Origin of the sequence: Piscirickettsia litoralis, from assembly GCF_001720395.1 — a bacterium.
Lineage (GTDB): Bacteria > Pseudomonadota > Gammaproteobacteria > Piscirickettsiales > Piscirickettsiaceae > Piscirickettsia > Piscirickettsia litoralis.
Genome location: NZ_MDTU01000001.1, coordinates 1,909,778 through 1,934,699 on the forward strand (window position 1 = coordinate 1,909,778; position 24,922 = coordinate 1,934,699).

Consider the following 24,922-nt stretch of genomic DNA (forward strand, 5'->3'; position numbering starts at 1 on the left):
GAGAAATAACCTTACAGTTAAAGATGTTAAAGAGTCTGAGTGACTTTGACTAAGGAGCCTGGATGGATGTCATTGAGGCCGCTGACAATGATTTTATCGCCTGCTTTTACGCCTTGATTAATGGCAACCCAAGTGTCGTAACGGTTGCCTGTTTGGACAGGAACGGCTCTGGCTTTGTGGTTTTCTATCATATAGACGCTAAAACCAGTGAGTGAAGGAACCAAGCTTAAACCTGGAACGGCAAGCGTTTGGCGGCCTTGTTGTAGGGTTTGGGTGAGTAAGACAGTCATGCCCGGCTTGAGTGTATCGCGATTGGCTGCAAGATGGACAGTTGCGCGCGCAAGGTAGGCGTGACTGTTAGTGAGTAAGGTCGGTGAGATATAGCTGACTTTACCGGTGAATGTTTGAGTGCTTGCCTGTTGTGCACAGGTAATCTGCACTGGCTGACCGACGGCCATATCCGCACTATATTCTTGTGGCAGTTGGTACTGAATTAGAATATTTTTAGGTTCAGTTAAAACAACGATATTATCACCTTCCTCTAAATAACCGCCGAGGGTGATTTGAGTATCTTGATTAAGCGCGGCTCCTGTCGCATCACTACTATTACTAACCGCTTCTAAAGCGCTGATTTGACCTGAAAATGGCGCGCGTACTTGAGTTTCTAACAGGTTCTCTTTCGCTTTGGCTACATTGGCCTTGGCGGCTCTGACTGCGCCTAATTTTTGGTCGAGCGTGTTGGGTGATACCGTGGCTTGATCGTTTTTTGCCATTAGCAGATTGCGCTTATAATCGGCCTCTAAGCTAAATAAATTCGCTTGGGCAGCGGCGAGTGCTGCTTTTTGTTTGGCATTATCGATTTGTAAGAGTAGCTGGCCCTGATGCACTTGTTCACCACTATGAAAGTAAATATGGCGAATGACACCGGCTTGTTGGGCTTTTAGCATGACGGTTCTTGGAGAGATGACTGTGCCTACTGCACTGAGCTGCAAAGGAATGGCTTGCGTTTTTACTGTGGCCACTGTCACGGCGGTCGCTTTGGCTGCGGTCGTCGTTGCTTTGGTGGTGTTGCTTAGGTGGTAGTAACTTACAGCTGCGGTAATGATGGCGAGGGCGACAATGCTGATTATCCAAGCGGATGGCTTTTTTAAAATTTTTTTATTCATTCGAGTTTACCTAGAGCTGAGTTTGCCTTTGCCCGCTATATTAAAGTGTTATGATGATGTTAGGTTCTGGAAGAAGGTTTAAGGGCCTTGGCCAGAGTATTGCTCTAACGCATTTGGACGCCTATTCGCCCAGTTGAGTATTAAGGTTTAATGTGTGTTCCATAAATATGATCCTTATAGCGATATATAGTAACCTAAAATACATTAAGATATTATTAAATAGTTGTAAATAGCAGCGAGTGTGATCGCGCAGCCGCTTTGTTTTACTTCTAATTTGTAAAACTGCTTTGTCTGGCCATAGATGTACAGTGAGAAATGAAGGTTATGGAGTCGCTGTATTGAGTATTTGTAGATTAATTAAAGCGCTATTAATGAATTGCTATACTTATTGATGAAGCTGTGAGGGATGGTTGAGTGAATGGCTCTTGATAAACAACATCGCTATCATATTTTGCTGGTTGAAGATGAGGTGGCTGATGCAAATTTGCTCATTAATGCCTTGTCTCATGTTGATACTTTGTTCAGTATTGATATGGTAGAGCATGGAGAGACGGCCTTGGCTTACTTGAATCGTCAAGCGCCCTATGAGCACGTTGTGAATCCAGAGCTGTTGATTTTAGATCTGAATTTACCCCGGGTGGATGGCCGTGAATTGCTTGCACAGTTAAGAGCAAATGAGAGTTTCAAAAATTTAGCGATTATTGTTTTGACTACTTCTCACCATGAAGAGGATGTCGCGATTGCTGAAGAATACCAAGCGACTTATCTACAAAAACCAATGTCGCTAGAAGGTCTGGATCGTATTGCACGCATAATTAAGCAGCATTGTGTCGAATCGAAGTCATGATGCGATGCATCATTAAGAAAATGAGTGATTTTATCTATATTATTTTCACTATTCGAGCATAAAATAACTCATCAACTGTAATTTTCACTGCATTGTCAAGGTGAAAATCGTGTCTTGGAAAACACAGCTAAAACAGTAGACCTTAGATTTAATAAATTTTCCTATGTATAAGCCGCAAAGTGTTGTAGCTTAAGGGTGGCTTAATTTGAATCATTGACAATAGGGCGACTTCAACTGAGGTATGAAACGGCGTGTCGTGCTGCTTCTGGTATGAAAAAGAGAATCTCGCTATAATGCTTTGAATTGAGTGTGAATGACAGACAGGAGAGAGAAGTGGGACAGGCGATAGTTAACAAATTTCGAAAAAACATAAAGAAATTCAGTCAGTTTGTGACGATGATTGTAGGTGTATTGTTATTTACAATGCATACAAGTTTTGCCACGACAACCGATGGCTCGCCGATGCCGTGGGAAGGGCCATTACAGAAAATACTGGCTTCTATCCAAGGGCCAGTGGCGAAAATTTTGGGTGTGATTGTGATTATTATTGCAGGTTTAGGAATCGCCTTTGGTGAGTCTGGTGGTGGTATGCGCAAGATTTTCCAAATTGTCTTTGGCTTATCTATCGCCTTTACTGCAACAAGTGTTGTGACAAGCCTATTTGGTGTAACTGGCGGTAGTGTATTTTAAATGTCGATACTTGGGTTCTCGGTTACTATACACAAATCATTAACGCAGCCGCTACTGTTGCTTGGTGTGCCGCGAGAGATTGCGATTATTAACTTAACGCTGGGCTGCGCAATTGGTTTGGGCCTACAAACTCTTTATGCTTTGCCGGCGAATGTATTGATTCATATTGTTGCTGTAGTGCTAACGAAAAAATGACCCGTATTTTTTTCAGGTTATTCTACGCAGTATCCGTAAAAAGAGTTATTACCGGGTTTAGGGACGTCGTTAGTTGTTATGTTTAATATTGCAGAATACCGCAAAAAATCCTGACCGTATTACTGACTTATTGCCTTGGGCGGCTTTAATTGCACCTGGGGTTGTATTAAATAAAGATGGTTCATATCAACGTACACTACGCTTTCGCGGCCCTGATCTTGAGTCATCGACAGATGCCGAGCTGGTTGCAACAACCGCTCGCTTAAATAATGCCTTAAAGCGCTTAGGTTCTGGCTGGGCAATTTATATCGAAGCGAGGCGCAGCCAAGCTCAGCGCTATAGCGAAGAAAATCGCTTTGAAGATCCGGTGAGTTGGCTCGTCGATTTAGAGCGCCATGAACTGTTCAAGCGTGACGATGAAAACTTTGAAAGTCACTATTATTTAACCTTGCAGTTTATGCCCCCGAGCGAAGCGGCAAATAAGCTATCTGAGGCAATGGTTAAAAAAGAGGGTGGTAAGAAAAGTCAGGATAGTAAGCCTAAAAAACTCAGCCGCAAAAAAACAGCAGAAACAAGCAAAGCAGCAGTTAGAAACTGCCGAGAAATTAGATAACTATCAAGCACAATTGAATTTTTTCAATGTTTCTTGTGAGCGTTTGTTTGATATTTTAAAAGACTTTATGTTTGATGCGGCGTTCTTGGATGACGATCAGACACTAACGTATTTGCACCAATGTATTTCTGAGAAAGAGCATCCGGTTAAAACACCCGACGTGCCGGTGTATCTTGACGCTGTGCTTGCGGATACTCCCTTGCTCGCAGGCTTAGAGCCACAACTTGGCCAGTCTCATCTCAGAACTGTTTCGATTTTGGGCTTTCCGTCGACTTCAGCGCCGGCTTTACTCGATCAGCTCAATCATTTGCCGATTGAATATCGCTGGGTAACGCGCTTTTTACCTTTGGATAAAACGGACGCTGAGAAAGAGCTTAAAGGATACCGCAAGCGTTGGTTCGCTAAGCGCAAGGGCTTAGGCACCATGTTGATGGAGATGATGACCAAAAGTGAAAGCGCGATGGTTGATCAAGCGTCTGTTAATAAGTCGCGTGATGCCGATCAGGCGATTCAAGAGCTAGAAGATGATCATGTCGCCTTTGGTTATTATACGGCAACGATTACGGTATGGGATAAAGATCCACAGGTCGTCACGCAAAAAATTCGTGAGGTTGAACGTGTCGTTAATGGCTTGGGCTTTACAACAATATTAGAAACACTAAACGCTGTAGAAGCCTGGCTTTCTTCATTGCCTGGGCATGCCAATGCCAATATTCGTGCACCTTTGATGCATACCTTAAACTTATCCCATTTAATTCCATTTTCGGCGATTTGGGCCGGGCCAGAAGGCAATAAGCACTTAAATGGGCCACCACTGATGCATGCGCGGACTCGTGGTAATACGCCCTTTCGCTTAGTTAATCATATTGGTGATGTGGGCCACCAGATGGTGTTAGGACCAACGGGGGCGGGTAAATCTGTACTACTCAACATGATGGCGCTACAATTTCGCCGTTATCAAAATTCTCAGGTCTTTATCTTCGATAAGGGTGGGAGTTTTCTTGCTTCAACCTTGGGCGTCGGCGGTCATTACTATGAAGTCGGTAAGCCTGAGAATAAAGATTTGGTCTTTCAACCTTTGGCGCATGTCGATAATGAAGCTGAGCGCATTTGGGCCACCGAGTGGTTATTGGGGTTATTGCAGCATGAAAAAATTAAAGTCACCCCTCATGTGAAAGATACGCTTTGGCAGGCGATGGTTGGCCTTGCTGCGGTTCCTAAAAATCAGCGCACACTCACCGGTTTAAAGGCGTTATTACAAGATCATGAATTACGCCAGGCTCTCGACCACTATACGTTAGGCGGCCCGTATGGTGATATTTTAGATGCGGATCATGAGTTATTTACCACGGGAACTTGGCAGTGCTTTGATCTAGAAGCGTTGATGGAAACTCCCGCGATTATCCCGCCGGTACTTGATTATATTTTCCATGTATTGCAACAGCGCTTTACTGGCGTGCCTTCCTTATTGATTCTTGATGAAGCGTGGTTGTTCTTAGATCACCCTATTTTTGAAGCAAAAATTCGTGAATGGCTTAAAACCTTGCGTAAATTAAATGTTTCCGTGATTTTTACCACGCAATCGGTCGATGATGTTTTAGAATCGGCTATCACCAATAGTCTATTAGAGTCTTGCCCATCACGGATTTTCCTGCCAAATAACCGCGCATTAGAACCGAGTGTTTACAGCGCATATGAACAGTTGGGTTTAAATGCCAGACAAATTCAGATGCTCTCTTCGGCCATGCCCAAACGTCAATATTATTATGAATCGACACAAGGCAACTGTATGTTCGATTTAAGCCTTGGTCCGATTGCCTTGGCCTTTGCTGGAATCAGTCGTCCTGAAGAGAAGCAAAAGATTCGCGCGCTTTATAAAAACCATGAATACCGAGCCTTTGTCGAGCAGTATTTGCGTGAAAGTAACTTAGAGTGGGCGCTTAGCTTATTAGAACAATGGAAACCCTATGAGTAAAAAGTTAAAGAAAGAACAGTCAGATTACCGTTATGATGAAGCGGTGACGCCTTATCAAAAAGCGGCTCAAGAATGGGATAAGCGCATAGGCTCTTCACGTGCTCAAGCGAATAATTGGCGTCTGATTGCCTTAGCCAGTGTATTGGCCTGTGTTTTGTTGCTTGTTGGCATGATTATGCTGATTCAGCAGAAGAAAAATGTGGTTTATGTCGCTGAAGTCGGCTCGTCTGGGCAGGTGATTAATGTGGTTAAAACCAATCAACCCTACCGGCCGACGGATGCACAATATCAGTACTTTATTGCTAAGTTTGTGCGCAGAGCCATGAGTTTGCCTTTGGATCCGGTGATCTTAAAAAATAACTTATTAGAAGCCTATCAACTCACGGCAAGTAAAGGGCGTTTGCAATTTAATAGCTTGATGCAAAAACTACAACCGACGCGTCATATTGGTCAGTTGACACAAACAGTCGATGTGCAGTCCGTTGAGCAGATTACTCCAAATAGTTATTCGGCAAGTTGGCGGCAAACGTCTTATGATCAAAATGGCAAAGTGACTGAAGTCAAGCGCTACCATGGTATTTTTACCGTCAGTCAAACTGAGCCGACGACAGAGCATGAAATATTAATCAACCCACTCGGGATTCATATCCAATACTTTACATTGGCGGAGAAAAATTAATGAAACTAAGGGTATTTAAAGTCGTAACCTTTGCAGCATTACCTTTGGCATTATCTAGCTGCGCGTCGATGGGAAGTGGTCAAGATTCAAGCAGCAATGCGCCGGTACATTTTCAGCCGGCGGTGAATCAGAATCTAGTGAAAACCAAGGTTGTCACTCAATATGTTCCGGTGCCAGTTCCAGGTCAGTTAAAGTACCTAAAAAGCCAAGGTAAGGGTCTAAAAAGGTTGGTGATAAGACCTTTAAGAGCAAAGAAGCGGCGGTTCAATACGCCAACAAAGAGGCTTTACGTTATCCAAACAGCCGTGATTTCGTCAATAGTATCATGACGTATCAATATATGGATGGTGCGTCCTATGTGGTTTATGCGTCACCCGGGCAGATGACGGATATTGAGTTTCAAACCGGTGAGAAATTAATCTCGCAGGCGGCAGGGGATACCTTGCGTTGGCAGATTGGTAAAACCGTGAGTGGTTCAGGTGCCTATCAACGTGAGCATTTATTGATTAAGCCCAATCAAGCTGGCCTCAAGACGACGATGGTGGTGATGACCAATCAGCGTGTCTATCATATTCAGCTGATTTCAACGCCTGATGCTTATATGCAGGCGGTGAAGTGGCAATATCCCAATGAAAATGTGGTAACCTACCAATCAACTGATGATAGCGCAACAGGAGATACCAGCCTATCGAGCGGAGGTGCCAGTGGACTTGATGTTAATATTGCCAATATGTTCTCGCACTACAAGACCGAATCGGTGCAAGGAGATACCAGTCACTTTATGCCGACATTAGTCTTTGATGATGGCGTGAAAACTTATATTAAGTTCAATAAAACGACCTTGAATCGCCAGATGCCATTGGTCGAAGTCGATACCGGTGATAAAAGCTATGCGACCTCGGTGAATTATCACGTTAAAGGTCAATATATTATTATCGAAGGCGTGTATCCAAAAATTCGTCTGCAATTAGGCACGAAACTCGCGGATAACTTAGCGTTGATTCAAGTTGATCGTGAAGAGAAAGCCTGATGAGTGGGTTGGGCGGTAAAAAAATTGCGCTTAAAAAGAGCATTTGCTTAAGCTTGATTGCAAGTTTAATCTTGCCTACAGCCTTTGGCGCAACAGCAACCGATGGATCGCAAGGAGCCAGTAATAATATCAACCAATTGCCGAATTATAATCAGGCCAAAAAAATAGATAATCTGCTTGATCGTAACCAAAAACCAAAATACGTCGATCAGATTCCTCCAGAGATTCGCCAAGAGCTACAAGCTTTGCGCGCTTCTCAGCAACAATTAATGGAACAGCTCAGCCGCTTGAAAAATCGTCCGCGGCAACCTATGCAACAAGCTCGGCCGATGACGCAAATGGACCAAGAAGCCGCTTCAAGTGCGATTTTCTTTGCCGGCGGTGCGCCACGTTTGCAGCAACAACAGCAGCAAAATCAAGGTCGCTCAGGTCAACAGCAATCTAAAGGCAATGCACCTGCTCAAAATGGTAAGAGCGGTAAGCTATCACAATCGCAAAAACAAATTAACTTCTTAAATCAAAGTGCCAAAGACGACACCCAAAGCAAGCATGTGATGCAAGACCCTGATTCGCCTTATATGATCATGGAAGGGACCTATATTCCTGCGGTCTTGCAGACGGCGATCAACTCGGATGTGCCGGGACTTATTCGAGCGCGAGTGACGCGTAACGTCTATGATACGGCTAGCGGTCGTTATTTATTGATTCCACAAGGCACCACTTTAGTCGGTATTTACAACTCTGATGTCAAATACGGTGATGAGCGTGCGCAGATTAAATTCACGCGGATGATCCGCCCGGATGGCTCCTCGATTGTCCTGTCTGCGCCTCCAGGCATGAACGATATTGGTGAATCGGGTATTTCTGGTGATGTTGATAATCATTGGGGTGCGATCATCGGAGCTGGCTTACTTGGCGTTCTCTTTAATATTCCAGCGATTTTGGCAGAAAATAGAGCGAATAGTAGCAGTAACCAAATATGTTACACCAGCGCGGGTGACGCGTATAGTTGTGGAAGCTCTACGTCATCAAGCGTTTCAACATCAGCCGCGCAATCTTTAGGGCAAACCTCTTCGCAAATTGGTGGTAAAATTGCTGATAGAAGCTTAGGCTTAAAGCCAACGATACGTTTGCCAATCGGCACGCTATTTAGTGTCTTTACTCGTAAGGATATGACAATTCCGCCGTATCGAGGAGGTGCTTAGTGTTAAGAGTATTCTGTGTTGTATTAATGTTTGCCTGTTCGAGTATCACTTGGGCTAATATTGGTGATACCGATACGGGCGACACAAATACCAACACGAATACGACTAACAACAGTACACAAAATCAGCGAAAAAAACACGCAAGAACGTGCCAAGTTAACACAAAAGGTGATAAAAGCCCTCACAAAAAGTAATTATAAAAAATGGAGCAGTCAGCAAAACTTTAATAGTGGTTTTGATCAAGAAGAAGGCAAGTTGTTTGGCAATGATGATTATGACAGCGTTGGGGATAATGAATGAACTTAAGCCCAGCCATTCTTGATACGATTCAGAACCAATTTATCGAAAAGCTCAATGATGCGATTCACTTAATTGGTGCGACGGCATCGCAATTGTTATTTTACTTTATCGTTTTTGAAGTTATTTTCTTTGGCTTAAGTTGGGCGATTAAGCAGGATGAAGCGTTAGGCAGTGCGTTAATTAAAGTGTTAAAAATAGGCTTTATCGCGGCAATACTCTATTGGTATACGCCTATTTTAAATTATTTAATGCAGTTTGTGCTTTATCTGGGTAATCATGCTGTCAATGACAAGCATGTCTTTAAGTTGTTTACAAAGCCGATGCTGATTTTTAAATATGGTTATGATGCGAATATTAGTCTGATGAAAGTGTCGATGCAGTACGGGACGATTAATTCAGCAGCCAGCACTTTATATTTAATTTTAGGTTTTGGTGGCCTGATCATGCTGTCGTTGATTGCCGTGCAATTAATTTTTGTCAACGTCGGTTTTTATATCACCGCAGCAGTCTCGTTATTATTAATCCCACTTAGCGTATTTAAACCGACAGGTAATTTACTTAGCCGCGCAATTGAGCAATTGGTTTCTGCGGCAATACGAATTTTAGTGCTCATGCTGGTATTGGGCACGGCGGTGGGCGTTTGGTCGACTATCGGTAAGCAGACTTTCTCACAAGACACTGACTTTACTATACCTTTAGGCTTTTTCTTAATTACCTTTGTCTTTACCATTTTAGCGTGGCGGTTGCCTGAATTGGCAGTGCGAGCAATCGGCAAAGTGAGCACGAGCTTATTCCATAGCGATAATGCTCAGGTCAATGTAACAAGCCCGCAACCGGCTCCTGTTGCGGCACCTGTGGTGACGGCAATGGCAGGGCAGGCTGAGGCAGCCTCCGGATCGGCGGTAGCAGCGGCGGCGCATATGCAGCAAGGTGGAAGCAGTGAGCCAAGTAGCATTCAGGCGGCAACTACGGTTAATCCCGGTCAAACGGGTTCAGCGAATGTTGCCGTATCCACCCAAACTCAAGTGTCGGGCATGAATGCGGGTCAATTTGCTAAAGCGATGAAGTCTTCACTCTCAAATGCAAATACTAATGTTAGTGCACGGATGTCGCAAGAGTCGATTAAAGATTTGAAAAAATCACTGCAGGATGTGGTCGAAAAAAATAATAAATACCATGGGCCGAAATAAGTTTCTATTCTATCCGCTATTGGCCTTACTGTTATTAGCTATTATCGTGATGGGCTTGAAAAGCACAGGCTATAGTTTAGTTCATCAATTAACACCGAGCATGCCGATAGGTTGGTATTGGGCCTCGCCGATTAAGTTACCATTGAAGCACGGTGAAGCTGTTTTATTCACTCCACCTAAAAAGTTAAAAGATTACCTTATCCAGCATGATTGGCTCGGGCAAAGCATGAGTATGATGAAACAAGTGTATGGGGTGCCAGGAGACTTTATTTGCCGTCGTGGTGATTGGTTGTTTATTAATGATAAAAAAACGGCTTATATTCAGCAGGATTATGCGCCGGGCAAACCCTTACCGCAATGGCGAGTTTGTGAGGTTATTGCTAAAAATCATTATTTACTCTTGGCGTTGCGTGTGTCAAATTCGTTTGACGGACGTTATTTTGGATTAATAGAGCAAAAGCAAATTTTTGCAAAGGTGACACAGTTATGATGAAGGATGCCCACGCACAGCGGCGCTATTATGAGATGCTCAACACGGCATTTGGTCAGGAAATCTGTGCCTTGCTTAATGATGATAATGTCATTGAAATTATGTTAAACCCGGATGGCTCGGTGCATGTAGAGCGTATCGGTGGTATAAAAGTATGTTTAGATACAATGATTGATGCTCAGCGTGGCATTAATATTATTAAGCTCGTTGCCTCTTGCAGCAATGATGTGGCTGATAAAGAAAACCCAGAAGTCGCCACAGAACTGCCAGTCACCCATGCACGTTTTCAAGGCTGGTTGCCTCCTGTTGTTGAAGGGCCGACTTTTGCCATCCGTAAGCAAACTCAACAAAAGCTTACTCTTGAGAACTATCAGGATAAAGGTTTATTAACCGCGGGTCAGCGCGAGTATTTATTAAAAGCCTTGGCTGAACGCAAGAATATTTTGATTGCGGGTGGAACGAGTTCGGGGAAGACGACTTTTGTTAATGCCATGCTACGTGAGTTAGATGAGAGCGACGATCGCATTTTAGTGCTCGAAGACTTACCTGAGTTACAGGCCAATGCAAAAGATGTGGTCTTTATGCGCACATCTGAGCAAGTGGATATGCGTATGTTGGTCAAAGGCTCTTTGAGAATGCGACCTGATCGAATTATTATCGGCGAGGTTCGCGATGGTGCGGCGCTAGACCTATTGAAAGCTTGGAATACCGGCCATCCGGGTGGCCTATGTACTTTGCATGCTAATAGTGCTGAAGATGCGCCCTATCGCCTTGAAGATTTACTGCAAGAAGTGGTGCCGGTGGTTCCCCATAATTTAATTGTCAGAACATTGGATGTGGTTGTGCACCTAGCGCGGGACAGTAAAGGCATGCGTCGGGTGCGCCAAATCGCTCATATTCGCGATTATCAACAAGGACGTTATGTTGTTGAATTTGTTGATTAGTCTGGGCTGTCTTGCTTGGAGAGTGGGTATTTAAGACGTGTTTTGTTATAATCGGCCTTTGCAGCAATTTATTCGTTGAGGATTTTCTCTATGACCATGAGTGTTAAAGAAATTTTAGCAGGGTCTGCTAAAGTCGGTGATACTGTCACTGTAAAAGGTTGGGTGCGCACGCGCCGTGACTCTAAAGCAGGTCTTTCTTTCGTTGCCATTAATGATGGCTCTTGTTTTGATTCGGTTCAGGTTATTGCTGCAAATAATCTAAATAATTATGACGACGAAATTACCAAACTGACCAAAGACTGTGCGGTGATTGCAAGCGGTGAGCTGGTGGAATCACCCGGTAAAGGCCAATCGTTCGAGATTCAGGCGAGCCAGATTGAAGTTGTCGGCTGGGTTGAAAATCCAGAATCTTACCCGGTTTCACCCAAGCGCCATACCGTGGAATATTTACGCGAAGTCGCTCATTTGCGCCCGCGGACGAATCTATTTGGTGCGGTGGCGCGTGTGCGTAACTGTGTTTCCCAGGCAATTCATCAGTTTTTAAACCAAGAAGGCTTCTCTTGGGTGCATACGCCATTAATTACGGCAAGTGATTGTGAAGGCGCGGGTGAGATGTTCCGCTTAAGCACCTTGGATATGATGAACTTACCACGCACGGACAAAGGTGAGATTGATTACTCGCAAGACTTTTTTGGTCAAGAGTCTTTTTTGACGGTTTCAGGTCAGCTCAATGTTGAAGCCTATTGCTTGGCCATGTCTAAAGTTTATACCTTTGGGCCGACCTTCCGTGCTGAAAATTCAAATACCAGCCGTCACTTAGCTGAATTTTGGATGATCGAACCTGAAATCGCCTTTGCGGATCTTAATGATAATGCAGCACTCGCTGAGAGAATGTTGAAATTTGTTAGTGCTGAGTTATTAGAAAAATGTGCGGATGATATGGCATTTTTCGCTCAGCGTGTCGATAAAGCAGCGATTTCACGTTTAGAGACGATTAGCCAGTCTAGCTTTGAGATTATGGACTATAGCACGGCCATCGAGCATTTATTAAAAGCCAAGAAAAAGTTTGAATTCCCAGTGGAGTGGGGCGTTGATCTCGCTTCTGAGCATGAACGCTATTTATGTGAAGATTTAGTAGGCAAACCTGTTACCGTCATGAATTACCCGAAAGGTATTAAAAGCTTTTATATGCGCCTAAACGATGATAATAAAACCGTAGCGGCGATGGATGTTTTAGCCCCTGGAGTCGGTGAAATCATCGGTGGTAGCCAGCGTGAAGAGCGTTTAGATGTATTAAAAACACGCATGGCCGAAGTCGGTGTGAGTGAAGAGCATTTAGGTTGGTACTTAGATTTGCGTCGTTATGGTACAGTGCCCCATGCCGGCTTTGGTTTAGGCTTAGAGCGTTTAGTTAGCTATGTGACTGGTGTTGCCAATGTTCGGGATGTGATTCCATTTCCAAGAACGCCAGGCAATATCCCCTTCTAAATTTAATAATATTCAGGCCGTGATCACGGCCTTTTTTATAAGTTTTAAATAATAACCATGTTCAAGCTCAGTTATTTATTTTTCCCCCTTTATTATTTTTTTAATAATGCTGACTAATTTTATGCCAGCCAGTTTAAGTTTCGCGGGGATTTTAAAAAATGCACCGTACCAAGTTTGCTTTACTCCTGGAGGAAAGTGTACTCATTTAATTGTAAAAACAATAAATACGGCCAAAAATTCAATTAGGGTACAAGCCTATTCGTTTACTTCTTGGCCGATTGTGCGAGCTTTAATTAAGGCGCAAGAGCGAGGTGTAAAAGTAGAGTTATTATTAGATAAGAGTAATTTAAAAAAGCGCTATAATGTGATTAAGGCATTGAAGTCTCATCATATTAAGTTTTTGATTGATGCTAAACCGGCGATTGCTCACAATAAAGTGATCATTATTGATGGTGATATCGTTGTTACAGGGAGCTTTAATTTTACTTATTCAGCACAAAAGCGTAATGCTGAAAATGTATTAATTATAAAAAATAAAAAACTGGCATCACTCTATATTGCTAATTATGATAAAAGGCAGCAGGCTTCCCAGGCGGTTGCATATTATTGCGGCTATAATCAGTGCTCTTGATTAATGTTTATATAATGTTTATTTTTTATGCTGGAATAAACATTGTTATTTAAACAATAAGATCTTAGATTAAAGCTGTAATAAATAATAAAAGGGGTAGGCGATGCTCTACGTTTTAGATAATCATGATCAACCTGTGTTGATTAATTATCAAGACTACTTTTTAATTGAGCAGCAGCGGCGTGAAAATCGCCATATTATTTATTGTGATAAAGCGAATGATTATGTAATCTCAACTGTTTTTTTCATTTTTTGAGCAAGCAAGCAAAAGACCAACAGCCGTTGCTATTTGAAGTTGCTGTTTTTAAAAATGGCAGCCTAAAGCCTGAGAGTATTAAACGCTTTACGCGTTGCTCAGAGGCACAAAATTATCATAAAGAGTTATTTAATCAGCTAAATAACAAGCAAGCGACTAAGCAAAATTGAGCTCACGAGGAGCTCAAATCAGTTTGCTTCAATAAAAATTAAGATTTTTGACAGAAGAAGTTATACATGCAGTAAAATAGCTCTGGATTATTTTTCTCATATTCTGTCCATAGGTCAAGGTCAGTATAGCTCTCAGGTGCTGTCATTTTGTTTTTATCATCTCCCAAAGCCAAATCCCCCGTTTGAAAGCCAAGAAACTGCAATGAGAGTTTGTTTAGGGCTGATTTTATTTGTGGCAGTGTAAACTGATGCTCTTTGGCATGAAAAATTAGATCACGGCATTCACTGAGAGTGAAAAAATTCACGCCATTTAGATAATTTGGCAAGCGGATGCTCTTTATTTTCAAAAATATCAGCACGCAATTTACGTATAATATCTGGCGTTGCGGTTAAGCTTTGTTCTTTTATGTACTTTCTTGCTTGAATAATTGGTTTACGCCCTGCTTTACTATATAGGCCAATCAGCATAACGCCTTTTGGTTTTAATAAATTGGTGAGTACTTGCCAGCCAGCGAGAGGTTCGTTCAAGTGGTGGAGGACACCGCTTGCTAAAATATAATCGAAAGGCTGCTCCATTGCTTCGTGTAGCTCAAGAAGGTCGGCATGCTGAAATTGAATATTAGTCATATTAAATTCTTCAGCCATGCGTTTAGCATAGCTGAGGCTTGCTGTACTTAGATCAACGGCGATAATCTCTTTGGCCTCACAGCATGAAGCTAAGTTGATGGCTTGATAACCAGAACCACACCCTGCGATTAGAACACGTGCGGGTTTTAATAGTGGTTTTGGTGGTGAAAAATGAGGGAGATGCTCTTGGATAAGTGCGCCAACACTGCGTTTGACCGGTTCAATATCGACAGAAATCCAGCGTGGATAGGGAGATTCCTCATATTGATTGCGGACTTTCTTAGAGACTTTATCTTTAATACTGGTTGTTTTATTTAAATGTTTTTGTAGAGTTTTTTCACGTTGCAGTGAACGATACTGATTAAAAATAGCTTGTAATAATGGAGCATTTAAATACTGTAAGCTCTTATGTAGAGTCACCTCATCTTCAGAAACACTGTGATAGCAATACCATAGGAGTGTGTTGTGGATAAAATTAACAGGGCTAAGCTCAGTTGAATGGATGATTTTATGAAGCTGCTTAAGCCAAACAAGCTCATCTGCATCGACAGTATAAACGTATTCATTTAACCATGTTTGTTGACCCAAGCAATTTAAAAATGTCAGTGTTTCTTGAGTTATCGTAATTTCTTTGTGAGTTGCATGATAAAGAAAAGACTTTCTGATTTTGACCAGAAGTCGTTCTATATTTTCATGAGTAATAGAGAAGCTGGTGAGGATCCTAAGTAGTAATGGATGAGAAATAACAGAGTGAACTTTTTCTGTAGGCAATGTTTTAATACTTTTATGTTGAAGTAGGTCTTTAAGGTGATCGTCTAAATTATTCGTTGATAGCGCTAAAATTTGTACCTGTGGTGCAAATGGGCGTGAGTCAATGGTTTTTTGATCGAGTACTTGGTAAACATCATCAAGTACGCTGGCATCTTCTGCAATTAGATCAACGAGAGATAAACCTTTTAATAGATTTGCTTTTGCTAACTGTAATCCCGTGTCTTGCTTAAAAATTTGACTTAATGTGCGGACAAACTTAAGGGTTTGTTTTGGGTGAGCCGCTCTTAGGCTATTAAGCTCGGTGATTAAAGTAGTTAAAATAGCACGGTCCTGAGGGTATAAACTAATAGCTTGCAATAAACTGTGTGAAGCTTCCAGTGATTTTCCAGCAGCTTTATAGCTTAAGCCAAGTTGATGATGATAAATATAATTGTTGGGTTCAAGCTTGATGGCATGTTGTAAATTTTCAATGGCACTGGAAAATTTATTTTGTTTGTAAAGCACCAGTGCGAGTCGATACCAAGCTTCAGCGACTTGGGGATGTTGCTTAATTAATTGGTTTAATGTATTTTTTGAATCAATGAAATTCTTGCGATTAAACGATTGGCTAGCATCTTCTAGCATATGGGCAATTGCGTCTTTAGTCATCACATCCATGAGTTTATTATCCTAATTTAATAATCTACCGTCGTTAATTTATTAATTAGTTTATATTACTTTGAAAATCAAAGCGATGAGCTACTAAAATAAATCTTGCTGAGAGTCATTGGGCAAATAATTATTTGCCTTATTACTATAATTTTTTGGAGCATACTCGTTTCTAAAGGTTTCGAACACAGCATCTTCTTGCCAACTTTGTGCAAGTTGGCCGGTCTGTGGATCTATACGTAAAGTGACTAAATTATCTGGGCGAGGCCAACGTCGTTCTGGATAATAATTAATAACGGTTTTCATATAATCTATCCAGATGGGCAAAGCGAGCTTGCTGCTGTACTCCCCTGTGGGTTGAGGGTTATCAAAGCCGACCCAAACGGTGGTGACAATATCAGGAGTAAAGCCTGCAAACCAGCCATCTTGCTGTTCGTTGGTTGTGCCTGTTTTGCCCGCGATATCTTGACGTTTTAACTCTTGTGTCCGCTTGGCTGTTCCCTTACGAGCGACGTCTTGCATAATGCTGGTCATAATATAAGCATTTTGAGCGCTAATAATGCGCTGTGCTTCTGGTTGATCGCCTTGGCGATATTTTGGCACCGTCGGTGGTGCGGCCTGAAACAATATGTTGTGATTTGCGTTGACGATACGATCGATATAAAAAGGAATCACCCGATAACCACCATTAGCAAAGCTGCTATAAGCAGATGCGAGCTGTAAGGGGGTAATTGTATTTGTTCCGAGTGCTAAAGAAAGGTTTTGTGGTAGGGAGTGCGCATCGAAACCAAAGCGCTGAACGTATTGATGAGTATAATCAATACCAATGTCTTGCAATAAGCGAATGGAAATTAAGTTCATCGAATGCGTTAAGCCGGTGCGTAGGCGAGTTGCCCCGCGAAAGCGGCGGTTATCGTTTTGTGGCCGCCAGAGTTCATAGGCTTCATTGCCCGGGAGTACAATTGGTGAGTCATTGATAATAGATGCTGCGGTATAACCTTTTTCAAGCGCAGCCGAATACACAAAAGGCTTAAAGCTAGAGCCGGGTTGACGTTCTGCTTGAATAGCACGATTAAAGTTACTCTGCGTGAACGGTAAGCCACCAATCAGAGCAAGAATCGCACCATTATTGGAATTAAGGCTGACCGCGGCACCTTCTATTGCAGGTTTTTGTGTGAGTTGCCAGTGGCCTTTTTGATGTTGGACGAGAATAACATCACCCGGGCTAATAATATCACTCGCCTTTTTAGGAACAGGGCCACGGCGCTTTTCATTGATATAGGGCCTTGCCCAAGCTAACCCTGGCCAAGGAATGGTGATCTGTTGATTATTTTTTAGTAAAGCTTGGGCGCTGTTTTCTGTGATTGATAATATAACGGCTGTTGGCCTATTTTTAATGGTTGGGAAATGATTAAGCTGTTTGAGCAGTGCCTCATGCGGTAGATGCTCAAGGTTAATGTTAGCGATTGGACCGCGATAGCCATGACGATAATCATACGCGGTTAAGCCATTTTCGAGCGCATGATTAATGGCTGACTGTAGTGATGAATCTATCGTAGTATAAACCTTAAAACCACCTGTGTAAGCTGTATTTGGAAACAACTGGATCATATAGCGTCGGACCATTTCAGCGACATGCGGGGCATAGATTTCACTCTTGGTTTGGTGAAACTTTGTTTTTATGGGGGCGGCCATCGCTTCTTGATATTGTTCATTATTAATATAGCCATAGCGCAACATGCGAGTTAGAACATGGCGGCGGCGTTTTTTGCGGCTTTTGGGTTATAAATTGGATTGATCGCAGACGGTGCTTGAGGCAGCCCTGCAATCATGGCCATTTCAGCAAGGTTTAATTCGCCAACAGATTTGCCATAGTAAATTTTAGCTGCAGCGCCAACACCATAGGCACGTTGACCTAAGTAGATTTTATTAAGATACAGGGAAAGAATCTCATTTTTAGTGAGTTCATGCTCTATTTTAAAGGCGAGTAGTATCTCATTAAATTTGCGTAGATAGGTCTTTTTGCGTGATAAGAAAAAATTACGTGCAACTTGCATTGTCACCGTACTACCACCTTGACGTTTTTCACCGGTGGTCACCAGACCGATGACCGCACGAGCAAGGCCTTTAATATCGACACCATTGTGTTGATAGAAGCGGTGATCTTCAGTAGCGAGAATCGCATTGATCAGGTCTTTAGGGATTTGTGCAAGGCTGACAGGGATGCGTCGTTTGTTGCCAATTTCTGCGATGAGCTTGTCGTCAGCACTATAAATCCGCAAAGGCTCTTGTAGTTGTACGTTACGTAAGGTTGAAACATCTGGCAGGTTATTTGTCATGTAATAGAGCAAGCCTGCTATTGTCAGCGTGATTAGTAGCAGTAACGTAATTGTCAACCAAGTGAAAACGCGTAATGCTTTCATCCATGGCCTCTTTTTCTAAAGCTTCCTTGATATATAGTATACATGTGGATGTTGGGGGTTGCTATTTGAGGATGTGATTATGTATTATATATATTATTTATAGAATATATGTGGTGTAAAATGTTATTTTTGGCAAGGAAGCACAAAAAATATCGCCAAGTTGGCATTAATTGGGATCGGCAGTGTTTATATATTGCTGAAAGCGAATGGACTAAGTGTTCTGGACTTAAGCTTGCTAATTATTCAAAAATTCCTTTTAAATGTGCTTTAGAACAATCCCTGTCTCTAACAATAAAAAAATGTTTTAGTTATTTAAATAACAAAAAGATTGTTTTGTCATTAAATTATCAAAATCTCTTAGAGAGTCGTACCGAAGTTGATAAGAAAATAAAGTTGTCTCTTTGTAAAAAGCAGGCTATGTCTAATATGGCAGCGCAGTGGCAGCTCGACGTTAATAGCCTTTGCTTTTACGCTAATTACTTTTATTCTAATAAAAAATATTATTTAGATATTATTGCTGTTCGAAAATTAACTCTGTATCAACTAACTTCAGCACTGACCAGCAATGCTTTAAGTGTTTTTGCTGTTAATGTTGATATTTACGCATTATTTGACTTATGTCAAAAATTAATCCCTGATAAGAATATAACTGATGGGTTGGTTGTAAAAGCTAATCAAGAGGGCTGCTTATTTTATTTAATAGATAATGAAAAGGTCTATATAGAGCCTATTTTTAGACAAATTAATGATCATACTCACCTTGAAAAAGTTATCGGTGAGGTTGCTGAAGTGGTTAATATATTATCTAATCATTCTGGCGATGACAAAATAATGGATATTTTTATATTTGGCTCTGAAAACATTATTAATGTTAAAAATTTTAATGTTTATAATTTATCGAAATTAATAAAGGGTAAATTTGATTTTGATGCTGAGTGTGATGATTTAGCTTTAGCGCTAGCGCTTAGTTATAGGGCTTTATGAAAAATATTAATTTTCTTGAGGTCAAGCAGGAATCTGTTCTATCATCTAGTAGATTTTTTCATAGCTATCATTTTAATTGTTTTTTATTTTTAGGGGTGGTTGTTGTTTGTTTTTTATTTAAATCAGAAAAATATAGACAATCTATTTTTTATGTTAATCACAAATCATCTGTTGATAAAAAACGTTATGATCTTGGTTTGATTAGAGCAAAGATAAAGTCAGCCGAGGAAAAGTTGAATCAATTAAAAGATCTTGATGATGAAAGTTTCTTATCTTTTATGAGTCTCTATGAGGTTTATAAAGTAACCCCATTGAATGTTTATTTTAATCGTGTCTCTTATCACGATGGCTTAATAAATTTTCAAGGTTATGCTTTAGATAAAAAAAGTTTAGATAGTTTAATTAAGTCTATTAGATCATCTAAAGATTTTACTATTAATAGCATTAATTTGATTAATAAAAGCAATATTGATTCTCGATCTGAGTTTTCTTTGTTGGCACATTGGCATGTTAAGTAATATAGATTTTTATAAAAAATTAGGATGGTTTAATGTTGTTATAATTGGTATGTTAAGTTTTACAATGATAGTCATGTTATATTTATATTTCAATTATAACAAGGCAAAAACAGATTATTTTTTATTCCTTGGTGAGGTTAAAATTGATAAAAAAGTTGCTGATGCATTAAAATCAGCACATTATAATTATGATCTGTTAAGGAATAAATTAACGGTTTATAAATTAAATAAAATTAATAAAAATGTTAATTTTATCATGGATGTGATTCACAAGAGCAGGACTTTGAAGCAATCAAAAATTAAAAAAATAGCTCAAGAGCAAGGTGCTTTTTTCGACAAGGTTTCATTGCAACTGATCGCTTCTGTAAACTACTTGGGTTTTATAAGGTTTTTAGATAAATTGCAAAAATCAAAAATGCAATTTTTGATAAAATCTTACTCATTGTCGTTTTCTGGGAAAAAGAACAATTTAGTAGTTGAGATGATATTTAATGTTTATGGTGAGAAATAGCATGAAGTTTAATTTTATGACTAATCTATTCTGCTTTCTTTTTATTATTAAGGGCAGCGTGCTGGCAAATGTAAAGCAAGTGCCATTTGATAAAATTGATAGAGATATTTTTTGTGGTGACTCTGACTGTGGTAAACGTATTGCCGGTAGTGACTTAGATAATGATTATTTTGATAAGTTTGTTTTTTTAGGTAGGGTGGTTTTAAGCAACAAAAAGTTGGCTATTGTAAAGGATAGAATAGCGCATAAGTTATATGAAATTTATCTTGGTCAAAACTTTTATGGTTATAGGGTGGATGAAATTTATAAAAATAAGTTGGTATTAAGGAATGATAATAATATTTTAATTATTGGTAAAGTAAAAAAATAATATGGAATTTTTTTATGTGATATTTTTAATGTTGCTTATAGCGGTTCCTGGTTGCTTAGGTGCAACAAATACAACTTTGTTAGACCGCACAACTTCGGGTGCTACTGTGGGCAATAATGGATTAGTGGTAGATTCAAATCGATTAATTAGCCTAAATTTCGATGAAATTGATTTGTCTGAGCTTTTGCAGCTAATCGCTGGATTTGCCCATTTGAATTTAGTGATTAATGATGATGTTAAAGGTTCGATAAGCTTACACTTGCAGAAAGTGACTTGGCAGCAGGCCTTGGATGTCATTTTAAAGGCTGAAAACTTAAGGAAAAATAGGCATGGCAATATATTGATTATTGCTAAAAATAATATGAGTAATAATCAAGGCGATAATAATAAAGTGGGTGATAAATTAGAATCATTATTTGTCAATATTCATTATGGCAGTGCGGAGAAAATGGCAGCTATTTTAAAAGGAGAGGCGGGTAATATTTTGTCAACACAAGGTAGTGTTAGTTTTGATCAGAGAACAAATATTCTACTGGTGCAAGACTACCCAGATAAACTTAAAGAGATTAAAAAAATTATCACCGCACTGGATAAGCCTGTGCAGCAGGTAATGATAGAGGCAAGAGTTGTGATTGCTAATCGCAGTTTTGAAAAAGACTTAGGAGTAAAATTTGGTATTTCAGGGGGAGGAAGTACAGTAGCGACCGCGGGGTCGATAAGTGTGACAAATACCATTAGACAAGGAGGGACTCCAGATATTGCCGATCGCCTTAATGTAAGCTTGCCTTTTTCAGATAGTTCTGCTGGATCAGGGCTTGGGCGTTTTGCCTTAGCGATTGCAAAGTTGCCTGGCAATTTATTATTAGATTTGGAGCTGCAAGCGCTGGAAAGTGAAGGAGAAGCACAAGTTGTTTCAACACCAAAACTTTTAACTGCAAATGATAAAGAAGCATTTATTGAGCAAGGTGAGGAAATCCCTTACTTAGAGAGTGCGTCGAGTGGGGCGGCGAGCGTGAGCTTTAAAAAAGCGGTATTAGGGTTAACGGTTACACCGCATATTACCCCAGATCAGCATATTATCTTAAATATTCGCTTGAGTAAGGACTCACGCAGTGCGTTAACAGCAGGGGATGGGGGCAGTAGTGCGAATGCTTTGCCTCCAGCGATAGATACTCGAGTGATTAAAACACAAGCTTTGGTAAAAGACGGTGAAACAATTGTTCTTGGTGGAATTTATGAGCAGGAGAAACATCACATTGTTCGTCGAGTGCCATTTTTTTGCTGATTTGCCTGGAATCGGTTGGCTATTTCAAAGCCGCAGTCACAGCACAGTGAATAAAGAGCTATTAATCTTTGTGACACCTAAGATTATGCCGACGCTAAAGGTATGATTGAACTTAATTTGTACTTCTTGCGATGCTGCGCTAGTCTTAAAATGTGATCCGGGGTAGAATAGCTCCGGATTATTGTATTATGGATATCATGAGCAAATAACCAAAAGGGTAGGTTGTTTGGCTAGTGCCTTGATATCGTGATAGTAAAGTGGGTGTGTCGTCACGTATTATTAAGTCGCATCGCGATTAAATACTGTTAGATTTAGAGGAAGTGAATACTTAGTCATGAGTAGACCAAATAATATATTCCTCATTGGCCCAATGGGGGCAGGAAAAAGTACAATTGGTCGTCATCTTGCACAGATGCTAAGAATGGAGTTTGTTGACTCTGATCAAGAGCTGGAAGATCGCACAGGTGTCGGTATAGACTGGATTTATGATGTAGAAGGTGAAGATGGACTACGTGCCCGTGAACAAGATGTTATTGCGGACTTAAGCTTGCGTAGTGGTATCGTATTGGCAACAGGCGGTGGCGCGATCAATTCTGCAGAAAATCGCAAATGTCTGGCTGCAAGGGGAACGGTTGTTTATTTATATGCTTCCGTAGAGCAGCAATTGAATAGAACGGCTTACGATCGAGGTCGACCGAGTTTACAGTATGCCAAAAACCGTCGAGAGTTACTCGAACAGATGATGGATGAATACGATAAATTATATCGTAGTATCGCAGATTGCACGGTCGCAACAGACACGCGTACCGTACGTTCGGTAGCCAATGAAATTGTCCAGGCATTAGCAACAGAAGCATAATGCCAAAATAAAGATAGAAAGAGCATAATAAAAATAATAAGGGAGCGACTGGCTATGGTCCATATGCACATAAGTGGCGCAAGGGGATAATTCATGGCCTACGCCCAATCCGCTGAGAAAAGTAACTTTGCTAAGTTACTGAATAATCCTTTTGACTCTAATAGTGAAGGCTTTAAGCCGTATATTACCCCTGGCTGGAATAAACAGCTGGAGTTAATTAGCCATACTGTGTGCTATAGCGATTATGTCGTTGCAGTTTATGCGCCGATTGGTGCGGGTAAGTCGACTTTTTTAGAATTATTACAGCAGCGTTTAGATAAGCGCGCCCAATTTACTCACATCGAAGGTCAGGAAGGTCACACTGAATTTGCTGTATTGCGTGCGATTATCGATGCGCTTTACTTGCCTGCGCCTGAGCATTGCACGACTACAGAAGACTACTTTGATTACATCTACAAATACATGGAAGAAAGCCGGCATACCGGCGTGAGTTATGTGCTTGCTGTAGACCATGCTGACTATTTTCGCCCTCAAGTGCTAAGTATGTTGTTATTACTGGCTGCTAAGTTGCGTGATAAGAAAGGATGTATGTTACATCTGTTGCTATTGGGCGAAGAGCGTCTGACTCGCCAACTTAAGGAAATATTAGGTGAGAAAAACTGGCAAGAGTATTTATACTGTTGCAAATTGAAGCCTTTTTCTGAGGTTGAGGTTCAGTTGTACTTGGATGACAAGTTGCGTGGTTTATCAGATGTTTTTGCCTTTAGTGAGCGTGATATCGATTTAGTGCTCAAGGGTGCAACAGGTTTACCTGGACGTATTAACCAAATTTCTCGCCAGTTGGTTCAGCAAAAAGCACCTGACCAGGCGCGCATACGCTGGAATTATCGTAATTGGGCGGTTATTTTTAGCTTGTTGGTGCTAATCAGTGTTGTTATTGCTTTTACGGCGAATCAGTCTAATTCTAATCACTCAAATCAGCATAGTATCACTGCAAATAAAACGACGGCACAGTTAAAACCTGGTGAGGTGAGTGTACCGCTTATTTTACCCGGGAAAAATAGCTGATATTGCCATAAGAACCACTACGATTTGATTGGCATGACGGGTAAAATGTCTTGCAGTTTCTCCTCGATATAATTGAGGAAGGCTTGTGTTTTAAGTGGTAGAGTCTTACGTTTTGGATAGTAGGCGTAAATTGCCCAACGTGGTGAATGAAGCTCGGGTAAAACGGGGACTAAACTACCTTTTAACTCATTTGCAAACGCTAGCGGGCTTGTGAAAATAATTCCTAGCCCTGCAACAGCAGCCTTAATTAGTGCACCATTATTATCGGCAATCAAGTTACCCTGAACTTGGACTGATTTGCCATTTTCAAATTCCCATCTATTCGGTGTATCGTTGCCCGTGCTAAGTAGACAGTTGTGACCTTTCAGGTCGGCTAATTGGCTGGGTGTGCCGTATTCAGCGAGATAGTCGGGAGAGGCAAACATCTGCAAATAAGCATCGCTTATTGTGTGGTGATCCATATTGCTTGAGAAAAAATCAGGGGGCTTGTGACTGAAATACAGATCCAAATTTTCTATGTTATGCAGCACAGGGTAAGTCAGTGTTTTGACATTAATCTTCAACTGGGGGTAGAGCGCGAGAAGCTCGGGGAGTAGAGGGATAATATAGCGATTACCAAAGACAACGGAAATGCCAACCGTTAACATTCCACGAGGCTCATTGCTTTTATTGCATACGGTTTCTTTGAGTTGCTCCCATTCGTTAAGCAGTTGCTTGGCTTGTCTATAGAAGCATTCGCCTTCAGCGGTTAAATCAAGCCGGCGTGTTGTACGTTGCAACAGTTGAACGCCCAGCTGATCTTCTAGCCAGTTAATATGCTTGCTAAGCGCAGAACTAGAGCTGTAAAGGCTGCGCGCTGCCTTTGCAAAGCTCTGATCCTCAACGATTTGTATAAAACTTTGTGCACATTTATGCCAGTCCACATTGATTCCTATTTGGAAGCAATCTATTTCTTGATTGCTGTATTATCAACTATTAGGAAATAAAAT

At 41.0% G+C, this 24,922-nt stretch carries 31 protein-coding genes; 25 read left to right on the forward strand and 6 right to left on the reverse strand.

Going from position 1 to position 24,922, the window contains the following annotated elements:
* Window positions 1-26: 26 nt before the first annotated feature.
* Window positions 27-1,166, reverse strand: coding sequence for an efflux RND transporter periplasmic adaptor subunit (locus tag BGC07_RS09505; protein WP_069312910.1), 1,140 nt, complete (start codon window positions 1,164-1,166; stop codon window positions 27-29).
* Between the two features lie 418 nt (window positions 1,167-1,584).
* Between BGC07_RS09505 and BGC07_RS09510 the strand changes: the two genes are divergently transcribed.
* From BGC07_RS09510 to BGC07_RS20640, 17 genes are all read left to right on the forward strand, one after another.
* Complete coding sequence (locus BGC07_RS09510) at window positions 1,585-2,013, forward strand: response regulator (RefSeq protein ID WP_069312911.1); 429 nt, start codon at window positions 1,585-1,587, stop codon at window positions 2,011-2,013.
* 333 nt (window positions 2,014-2,346) lie between these two features.
* Window positions 2,347-2,703, forward strand: a complete 357-nt coding sequence (locus BGC07_RS09515; RefSeq protein ID WP_077216839.1) for a TrbC/VirB2 family protein — start codon at window positions 2,347-2,349, stop codon at window positions 2,701-2,703.
* On the forward strand, window positions 2,704-2,898 hold the full coding sequence (locus BGC07_RS09520; RefSeq protein WP_235603065.1) for a VirB3 family type IV secretion system protein: 195 nt from the start codon (window positions 2,704-2,706) through the stop codon (window positions 2,896-2,898).
* 88 nt (window positions 2,899-2,986) lie between these two features.
* Window positions 2,987-3,511 carry a hypothetical protein gene (locus tag BGC07_RS23875; protein ID WP_139121662.1) on the forward strand — a complete coding sequence of 175 codons (525 nt, stop codon included), beginning with the start codon at window positions 2,987-2,989 and terminating at the stop codon, window positions 3,509-3,511.
* Window positions 3,411-5,486: a VirB4 family type IV secretion/conjugal transfer ATPase gene (locus BGC07_RS09525; protein ID WP_394332118.1), complete on the forward strand. Its 2,076-nt coding sequence runs from the start codon at window positions 3,411-3,413 to the stop codon at window positions 5,484-5,486. Before BGC07_RS23875 ends, BGC07_RS09525 begins: the two co-directional genes overlap by 101 nt.
* Window positions 5,479-6,165, forward strand: a complete 687-nt coding sequence (trbF, locus tag BGC07_RS09530) for a conjugal transfer protein TrbF (RefSeq protein ID WP_069312912.1) — start codon at window positions 5,479-5,481, stop codon at window positions 6,163-6,165. The genes BGC07_RS09525 and trbF overlap by 8 nt, the downstream gene beginning before the upstream one ends.
* On the forward strand, window positions 6,165-6,494 hold the full coding sequence (locus tag BGC07_RS22210; protein ID WP_235603066.1) for a hypothetical protein: 330 nt from the start codon (window positions 6,165-6,167) through the stop codon (window positions 6,492-6,494). Before trbF ends, BGC07_RS22210 begins: the two co-directional genes overlap by 1 nt.
* Window positions 6,491-7,195, forward strand: a complete 705-nt coding sequence (locus BGC07_RS09535; RefSeq protein WP_235603067.1) for a TrbG/VirB9 family P-type conjugative transfer protein — start codon at window positions 6,491-6,493, stop codon at window positions 7,193-7,195. Before BGC07_RS22210 ends, BGC07_RS09535 begins: the two co-directional genes overlap by 4 nt.
* Window positions 7,195-8,400, forward strand: a complete 1,206-nt coding sequence (locus tag BGC07_RS09540; RefSeq protein ID WP_235603068.1) for a TrbI/VirB10 family protein — start codon at window positions 7,195-7,197, stop codon at window positions 8,398-8,400. Before BGC07_RS09535 ends, BGC07_RS09540 begins: the two co-directional genes overlap by 1 nt.
* Window positions 8,401-8,463: 63 nt before the next feature.
* Complete coding sequence (locus BGC07_RS09545; protein ID WP_235603069.1) at window positions 8,464-8,700, forward strand: hypothetical protein; 237 nt, start codon at window positions 8,464-8,466, stop codon at window positions 8,698-8,700.
* The gene (locus BGC07_RS09550) at window positions 8,697-9,890 is read left to right on the forward strand and encodes a type IV secretion system protein (protein WP_069312913.1); all 1,194 of its coding nucleotides are present in this window, start codon (window positions 8,697-8,699) and stop codon (window positions 9,888-9,890) included. Before BGC07_RS09545 ends, BGC07_RS09550 begins: the two co-directional genes overlap by 4 nt.
* Window positions 9,877-10,380: a S26 family signal peptidase gene (locus BGC07_RS09555; RefSeq protein WP_077216841.1), complete on the forward strand. Its 504-nt coding sequence runs from the start codon at window positions 9,877-9,879 to the stop codon at window positions 10,378-10,380. Before BGC07_RS09550 ends, BGC07_RS09555 begins: the two co-directional genes overlap by 14 nt.
* Window positions 10,377-11,324, forward strand: a complete 948-nt coding sequence (gene trbB, locus BGC07_RS09560) for a P-type conjugative transfer ATPase TrbB (RefSeq protein ID WP_077216842.1) — start codon at window positions 10,377-10,379, stop codon at window positions 11,322-11,324. Before BGC07_RS09555 ends, trbB begins: the two co-directional genes overlap by 4 nt.
* 96 nt (window positions 11,325-11,420) lie before the next feature.
* Complete coding sequence (gene asnS / locus BGC07_RS09565; protein ID WP_317135126.1) at window positions 11,421-12,812, forward strand: asparagine--tRNA ligase; 1,392 nt, start codon at window positions 11,421-11,423, stop codon at window positions 12,810-12,812.
* A gap of 121 nt (window positions 12,813-12,933) precedes the next feature.
* Complete coding sequence (locus BGC07_RS09570) at window positions 12,934-13,443, forward strand: phospholipase D family nuclease (protein WP_235603070.1); 510 nt, start codon at window positions 12,934-12,936, stop codon at window positions 13,441-13,443.
* 103 nt (window positions 13,444-13,546) lie between these two features.
* Window positions 13,547-13,699, forward strand: a complete 153-nt coding sequence (locus tag BGC07_RS20635; RefSeq protein ID WP_158006903.1) for a hypothetical protein — start codon at window positions 13,547-13,549, stop codon at window positions 13,697-13,699.
* Window positions 13,696-13,869, forward strand: coding sequence for a hypothetical protein (locus tag BGC07_RS20640; protein WP_158006904.1), 174 nt, complete (start codon window positions 13,696-13,698; stop codon window positions 13,867-13,869). Before BGC07_RS20635 ends, BGC07_RS20640 begins: the two co-directional genes overlap by 4 nt.
* A gap of 38 nt (window positions 13,870-13,907) precedes the next feature.
* On the opposite strand, the gene BGC07_RS22215 is transcribed toward BGC07_RS20640, so the two are convergent.
* The 4 genes from BGC07_RS22215 to BGC07_RS22220 form a co-directional block, all read right to left on the reverse strand.
* A complete protein-coding gene (locus BGC07_RS22215; protein WP_235603071.1) occupies window positions 13,908-14,195 on the reverse strand; it encodes a hypothetical protein in 288 nt (95 codons plus the stop codon).
* A complete protein-coding gene (locus tag BGC07_RS09575; protein ID WP_235603072.1) occupies window positions 14,152-15,924 on the reverse strand; it encodes a methyltransferase domain-containing protein in 1,773 nt (590 codons plus the stop codon). Before BGC07_RS09575 ends, BGC07_RS22215 begins: the two co-directional genes overlap by 44 nt.
* 84 nt (window positions 15,925-16,008) lie before the next feature.
* Window positions 16,009-17,655: a penicillin-binding protein 1A gene (locus tag BGC07_RS09580; RefSeq protein ID WP_235603073.1), complete on the reverse strand. Its 1,647-nt coding sequence runs from the start codon at window positions 17,653-17,655 to the stop codon at window positions 16,009-16,011.
* A 5-nt stretch (window positions 17,656-17,660) separates the two neighbouring features.
* On the reverse strand, window positions 17,661-18,338 hold the full coding sequence (locus BGC07_RS22220) for a transglycosylase domain-containing protein (RefSeq protein WP_235603074.1): 678 nt from the start codon (window positions 18,336-18,338) through the stop codon (window positions 17,661-17,663).
* Between the two features lie 120 nt (window positions 18,339-18,458).
* Between BGC07_RS22220 and BGC07_RS09585 the strand changes: the two genes are divergently transcribed.
* From BGC07_RS09585 to BGC07_RS09615, 8 genes are all read left to right on the forward strand, one after another.
* Window positions 18,459-19,322 carry a hypothetical protein gene (locus BGC07_RS09585; RefSeq protein WP_069312916.1) on the forward strand — a complete coding sequence of 288 codons (864 nt, stop codon included), beginning with the start codon at window positions 18,459-18,461 and terminating at the stop codon, window positions 19,320-19,322.
* Window positions 19,319-19,840, forward strand: coding sequence for a PilN domain-containing protein (locus BGC07_RS09590; protein ID WP_069312917.1), 522 nt, complete (start codon window positions 19,319-19,321; stop codon window positions 19,838-19,840). The genes BGC07_RS09585 and BGC07_RS09590 overlap by 4 nt, the downstream gene beginning before the upstream one ends.
* On the forward strand, window positions 19,830-20,351 hold the full coding sequence (locus BGC07_RS09595) for a hypothetical protein (RefSeq protein WP_069312918.1): 522 nt from the start codon (window positions 19,830-19,832) through the stop codon (window positions 20,349-20,351). The genes BGC07_RS09590 and BGC07_RS09595 overlap by 11 nt, the downstream gene beginning before the upstream one ends.
* Window position 20,352: 1 nt before the next feature.
* Entirely contained in the window at window positions 20,353-20,721 is a 369-nt protein-coding gene (locus BGC07_RS09600; RefSeq protein WP_069312919.1) for a hypothetical protein, read from the forward strand.
* A gap of 28 nt (window positions 20,722-20,749) precedes the next feature.
* Complete coding sequence (gene pilQ, locus BGC07_RS09605; RefSeq protein ID WP_268801646.1) at window positions 20,750-22,006, forward strand: type IV pilus secretin PilQ; 1,257 nt, start codon at window positions 20,750-20,752, stop codon at window positions 22,004-22,006.
* On the forward strand, window positions 21,957-22,112 hold the full coding sequence (locus BGC07_RS23260; RefSeq protein WP_268801647.1) for a hypothetical protein: 156 nt from the start codon (window positions 21,957-21,959) through the stop codon (window positions 22,110-22,112). Before pilQ ends, BGC07_RS23260 begins: the two co-directional genes overlap by 50 nt.
* Window positions 22,113-22,340: 228 nt before the next feature.
* Window positions 22,341-22,865: a shikimate kinase AroK gene (gene aroK, locus BGC07_RS09610; protein ID WP_069312920.1), complete on the forward strand. Its 525-nt coding sequence runs from the start codon at window positions 22,341-22,343 to the stop codon at window positions 22,863-22,865.
* Between the two features lie 93 nt (window positions 22,866-22,958).
* Complete coding sequence (locus tag BGC07_RS09615) at window positions 22,959-23,933, forward strand: ATP-binding protein (protein WP_069312921.1); 975 nt, start codon at window positions 22,959-22,961, stop codon at window positions 23,931-23,933.
* A 17-nt stretch (window positions 23,934-23,950) separates the two neighbouring features.
* On the opposite strand, the gene BGC07_RS09620 is transcribed toward BGC07_RS09615, so the two are convergent.
* Entirely contained in the window at window positions 23,951-24,856 is a 906-nt protein-coding gene (locus tag BGC07_RS09620) for a LysR substrate-binding domain-containing protein (protein WP_069312922.1), read from the reverse strand.
* Window positions 24,857-24,922: the final 66 nt, after the last annotated feature.

Coding starts and splice junctions, on each gene's coding strand:
- BGC07_RS09540 (WP_235603068.1), top strand. CDS start 7,195: ATGAGTGGGTTGGGCGGTAAAAAAATTGCGCTTAAAAAGAGCATTTGC.
- BGC07_RS09595 (WP_069312918.1), top strand. CDS start 19,830: ATGTTAAGTAATATAGATTTTTATAAAAAATTAGGATGGTTTAATGTT.
- BGC07_RS20635 (WP_158006903.1), top strand. CDS start 13,547: ATGCTCTACGTTTTAGATAATCATGATCAACCTGTGTTGATTAATTAT.
- BGC07_RS09585 (WP_069312916.1), top strand. CDS start 18,459: ATGTTATTTTTGGCAAGGAAGCACAAAAAATATCGCCAAGTTGGCATT.
- BGC07_RS09550 (WP_069312913.1), top strand. CDS start 8,697: ATGAACTTAAGCCCAGCCATTCTTGATACGATTCAGAACCAATTTATC.
- trbF (WP_069312912.1), top strand. CDS start 5,479: ATGAGTAAAAAGTTAAAGAAAGAACAGTCAGATTACCGTTATGATGAA.
- BGC07_RS09520 (WP_235603065.1), top strand. CDS start 2,704: ATGTCGATACTTGGGTTCTCGGTTACTATACACAAATCATTAACGCAG.
- BGC07_RS09600 (WP_069312919.1), top strand. CDS start 20,353: ATGAAGTTTAATTTTATGACTAATCTATTCTGCTTTCTTTTTATTATT.
- BGC07_RS09570 (WP_235603070.1), top strand. CDS start 12,934: ATGCCAGCCAGTTTAAGTTTCGCGGGGATTTTAAAAAATGCACCGTAC.
- BGC07_RS09580 (WP_235603073.1), bottom strand. CDS start 17,655: ATGTTGCGCTATGGCTATATTAATAATGAACAATATCAAGAAGCGATG.
- BGC07_RS09575 (WP_235603072.1), bottom strand. CDS start 15,924: ATGGATGTGATGACTAAAGACGCAATTGCCCATATGCTAGAAGATGCT.
- BGC07_RS09505 (WP_069312910.1), bottom strand. CDS start 1,166: ATGAATAAAAAAATTTTAAAAAAGCCATCCGCTTGGATAATCAGCATT.
- BGC07_RS09535 (WP_235603067.1), top strand. CDS start 6,491: ATGACGTATCAATATATGGATGGTGCGTCCTATGTGGTTTATGCGTCA.
- BGC07_RS22220 (WP_235603074.1), bottom strand. CDS start 18,338: ATGAAAGCATTACGCGTTTTCACTTGGTTGACAATTACGTTACTGCTA.
- BGC07_RS09590 (WP_069312917.1), top strand. CDS start 19,319: ATGAAAAATATTAATTTTCTTGAGGTCAAGCAGGAATCTGTTCTATCA.
- BGC07_RS22210 (WP_235603066.1), top strand. CDS start 6,165: ATGAAACTAAGGGTATTTAAAGTCGTAACCTTTGCAGCATTACCTTTG.
- asnS (WP_317135126.1), top strand. CDS start 11,421: ATGAGTGTTAAAGAAATTTTAGCAGGGTCTGCTAAAGTCGGTGATACT.
- aroK (WP_069312920.1), top strand. CDS start 22,341: ATGAGTAGACCAAATAATATATTCCTCATTGGCCCAATGGGGGCAGGA.
- BGC07_RS09510 (WP_069312911.1), top strand. CDS start 1,585: ATGGCTCTTGATAAACAACATCGCTATCATATTTTGCTGGTTGAAGAT.
- pilQ (WP_268801646.1), top strand. CDS start 20,750: ATGTTGCTTATAGCGGTTCCTGGTTGCTTAGGTGCAACAAATACAACT.
- BGC07_RS23260 (WP_268801647.1), top strand. CDS start 21,957: ATGAGCAGGAGAAACATCACATTGTTCGTCGAGTGCCATTTTTTTGCT.
- BGC07_RS09615 (WP_069312921.1), top strand. CDS start 22,959: ATGGCCTACGCCCAATCCGCTGAGAAAAGTAACTTTGCTAAGTTACTG.
- BGC07_RS09555 (WP_077216841.1), top strand. CDS start 9,877: ATGGGCCGAAATAAGTTTCTATTCTATCCGCTATTGGCCTTACTGTTA.
- trbB (WP_077216842.1), top strand. CDS start 10,377: ATGATGAAGGATGCCCACGCACAGCGGCGCTATTATGAGATGCTCAAC.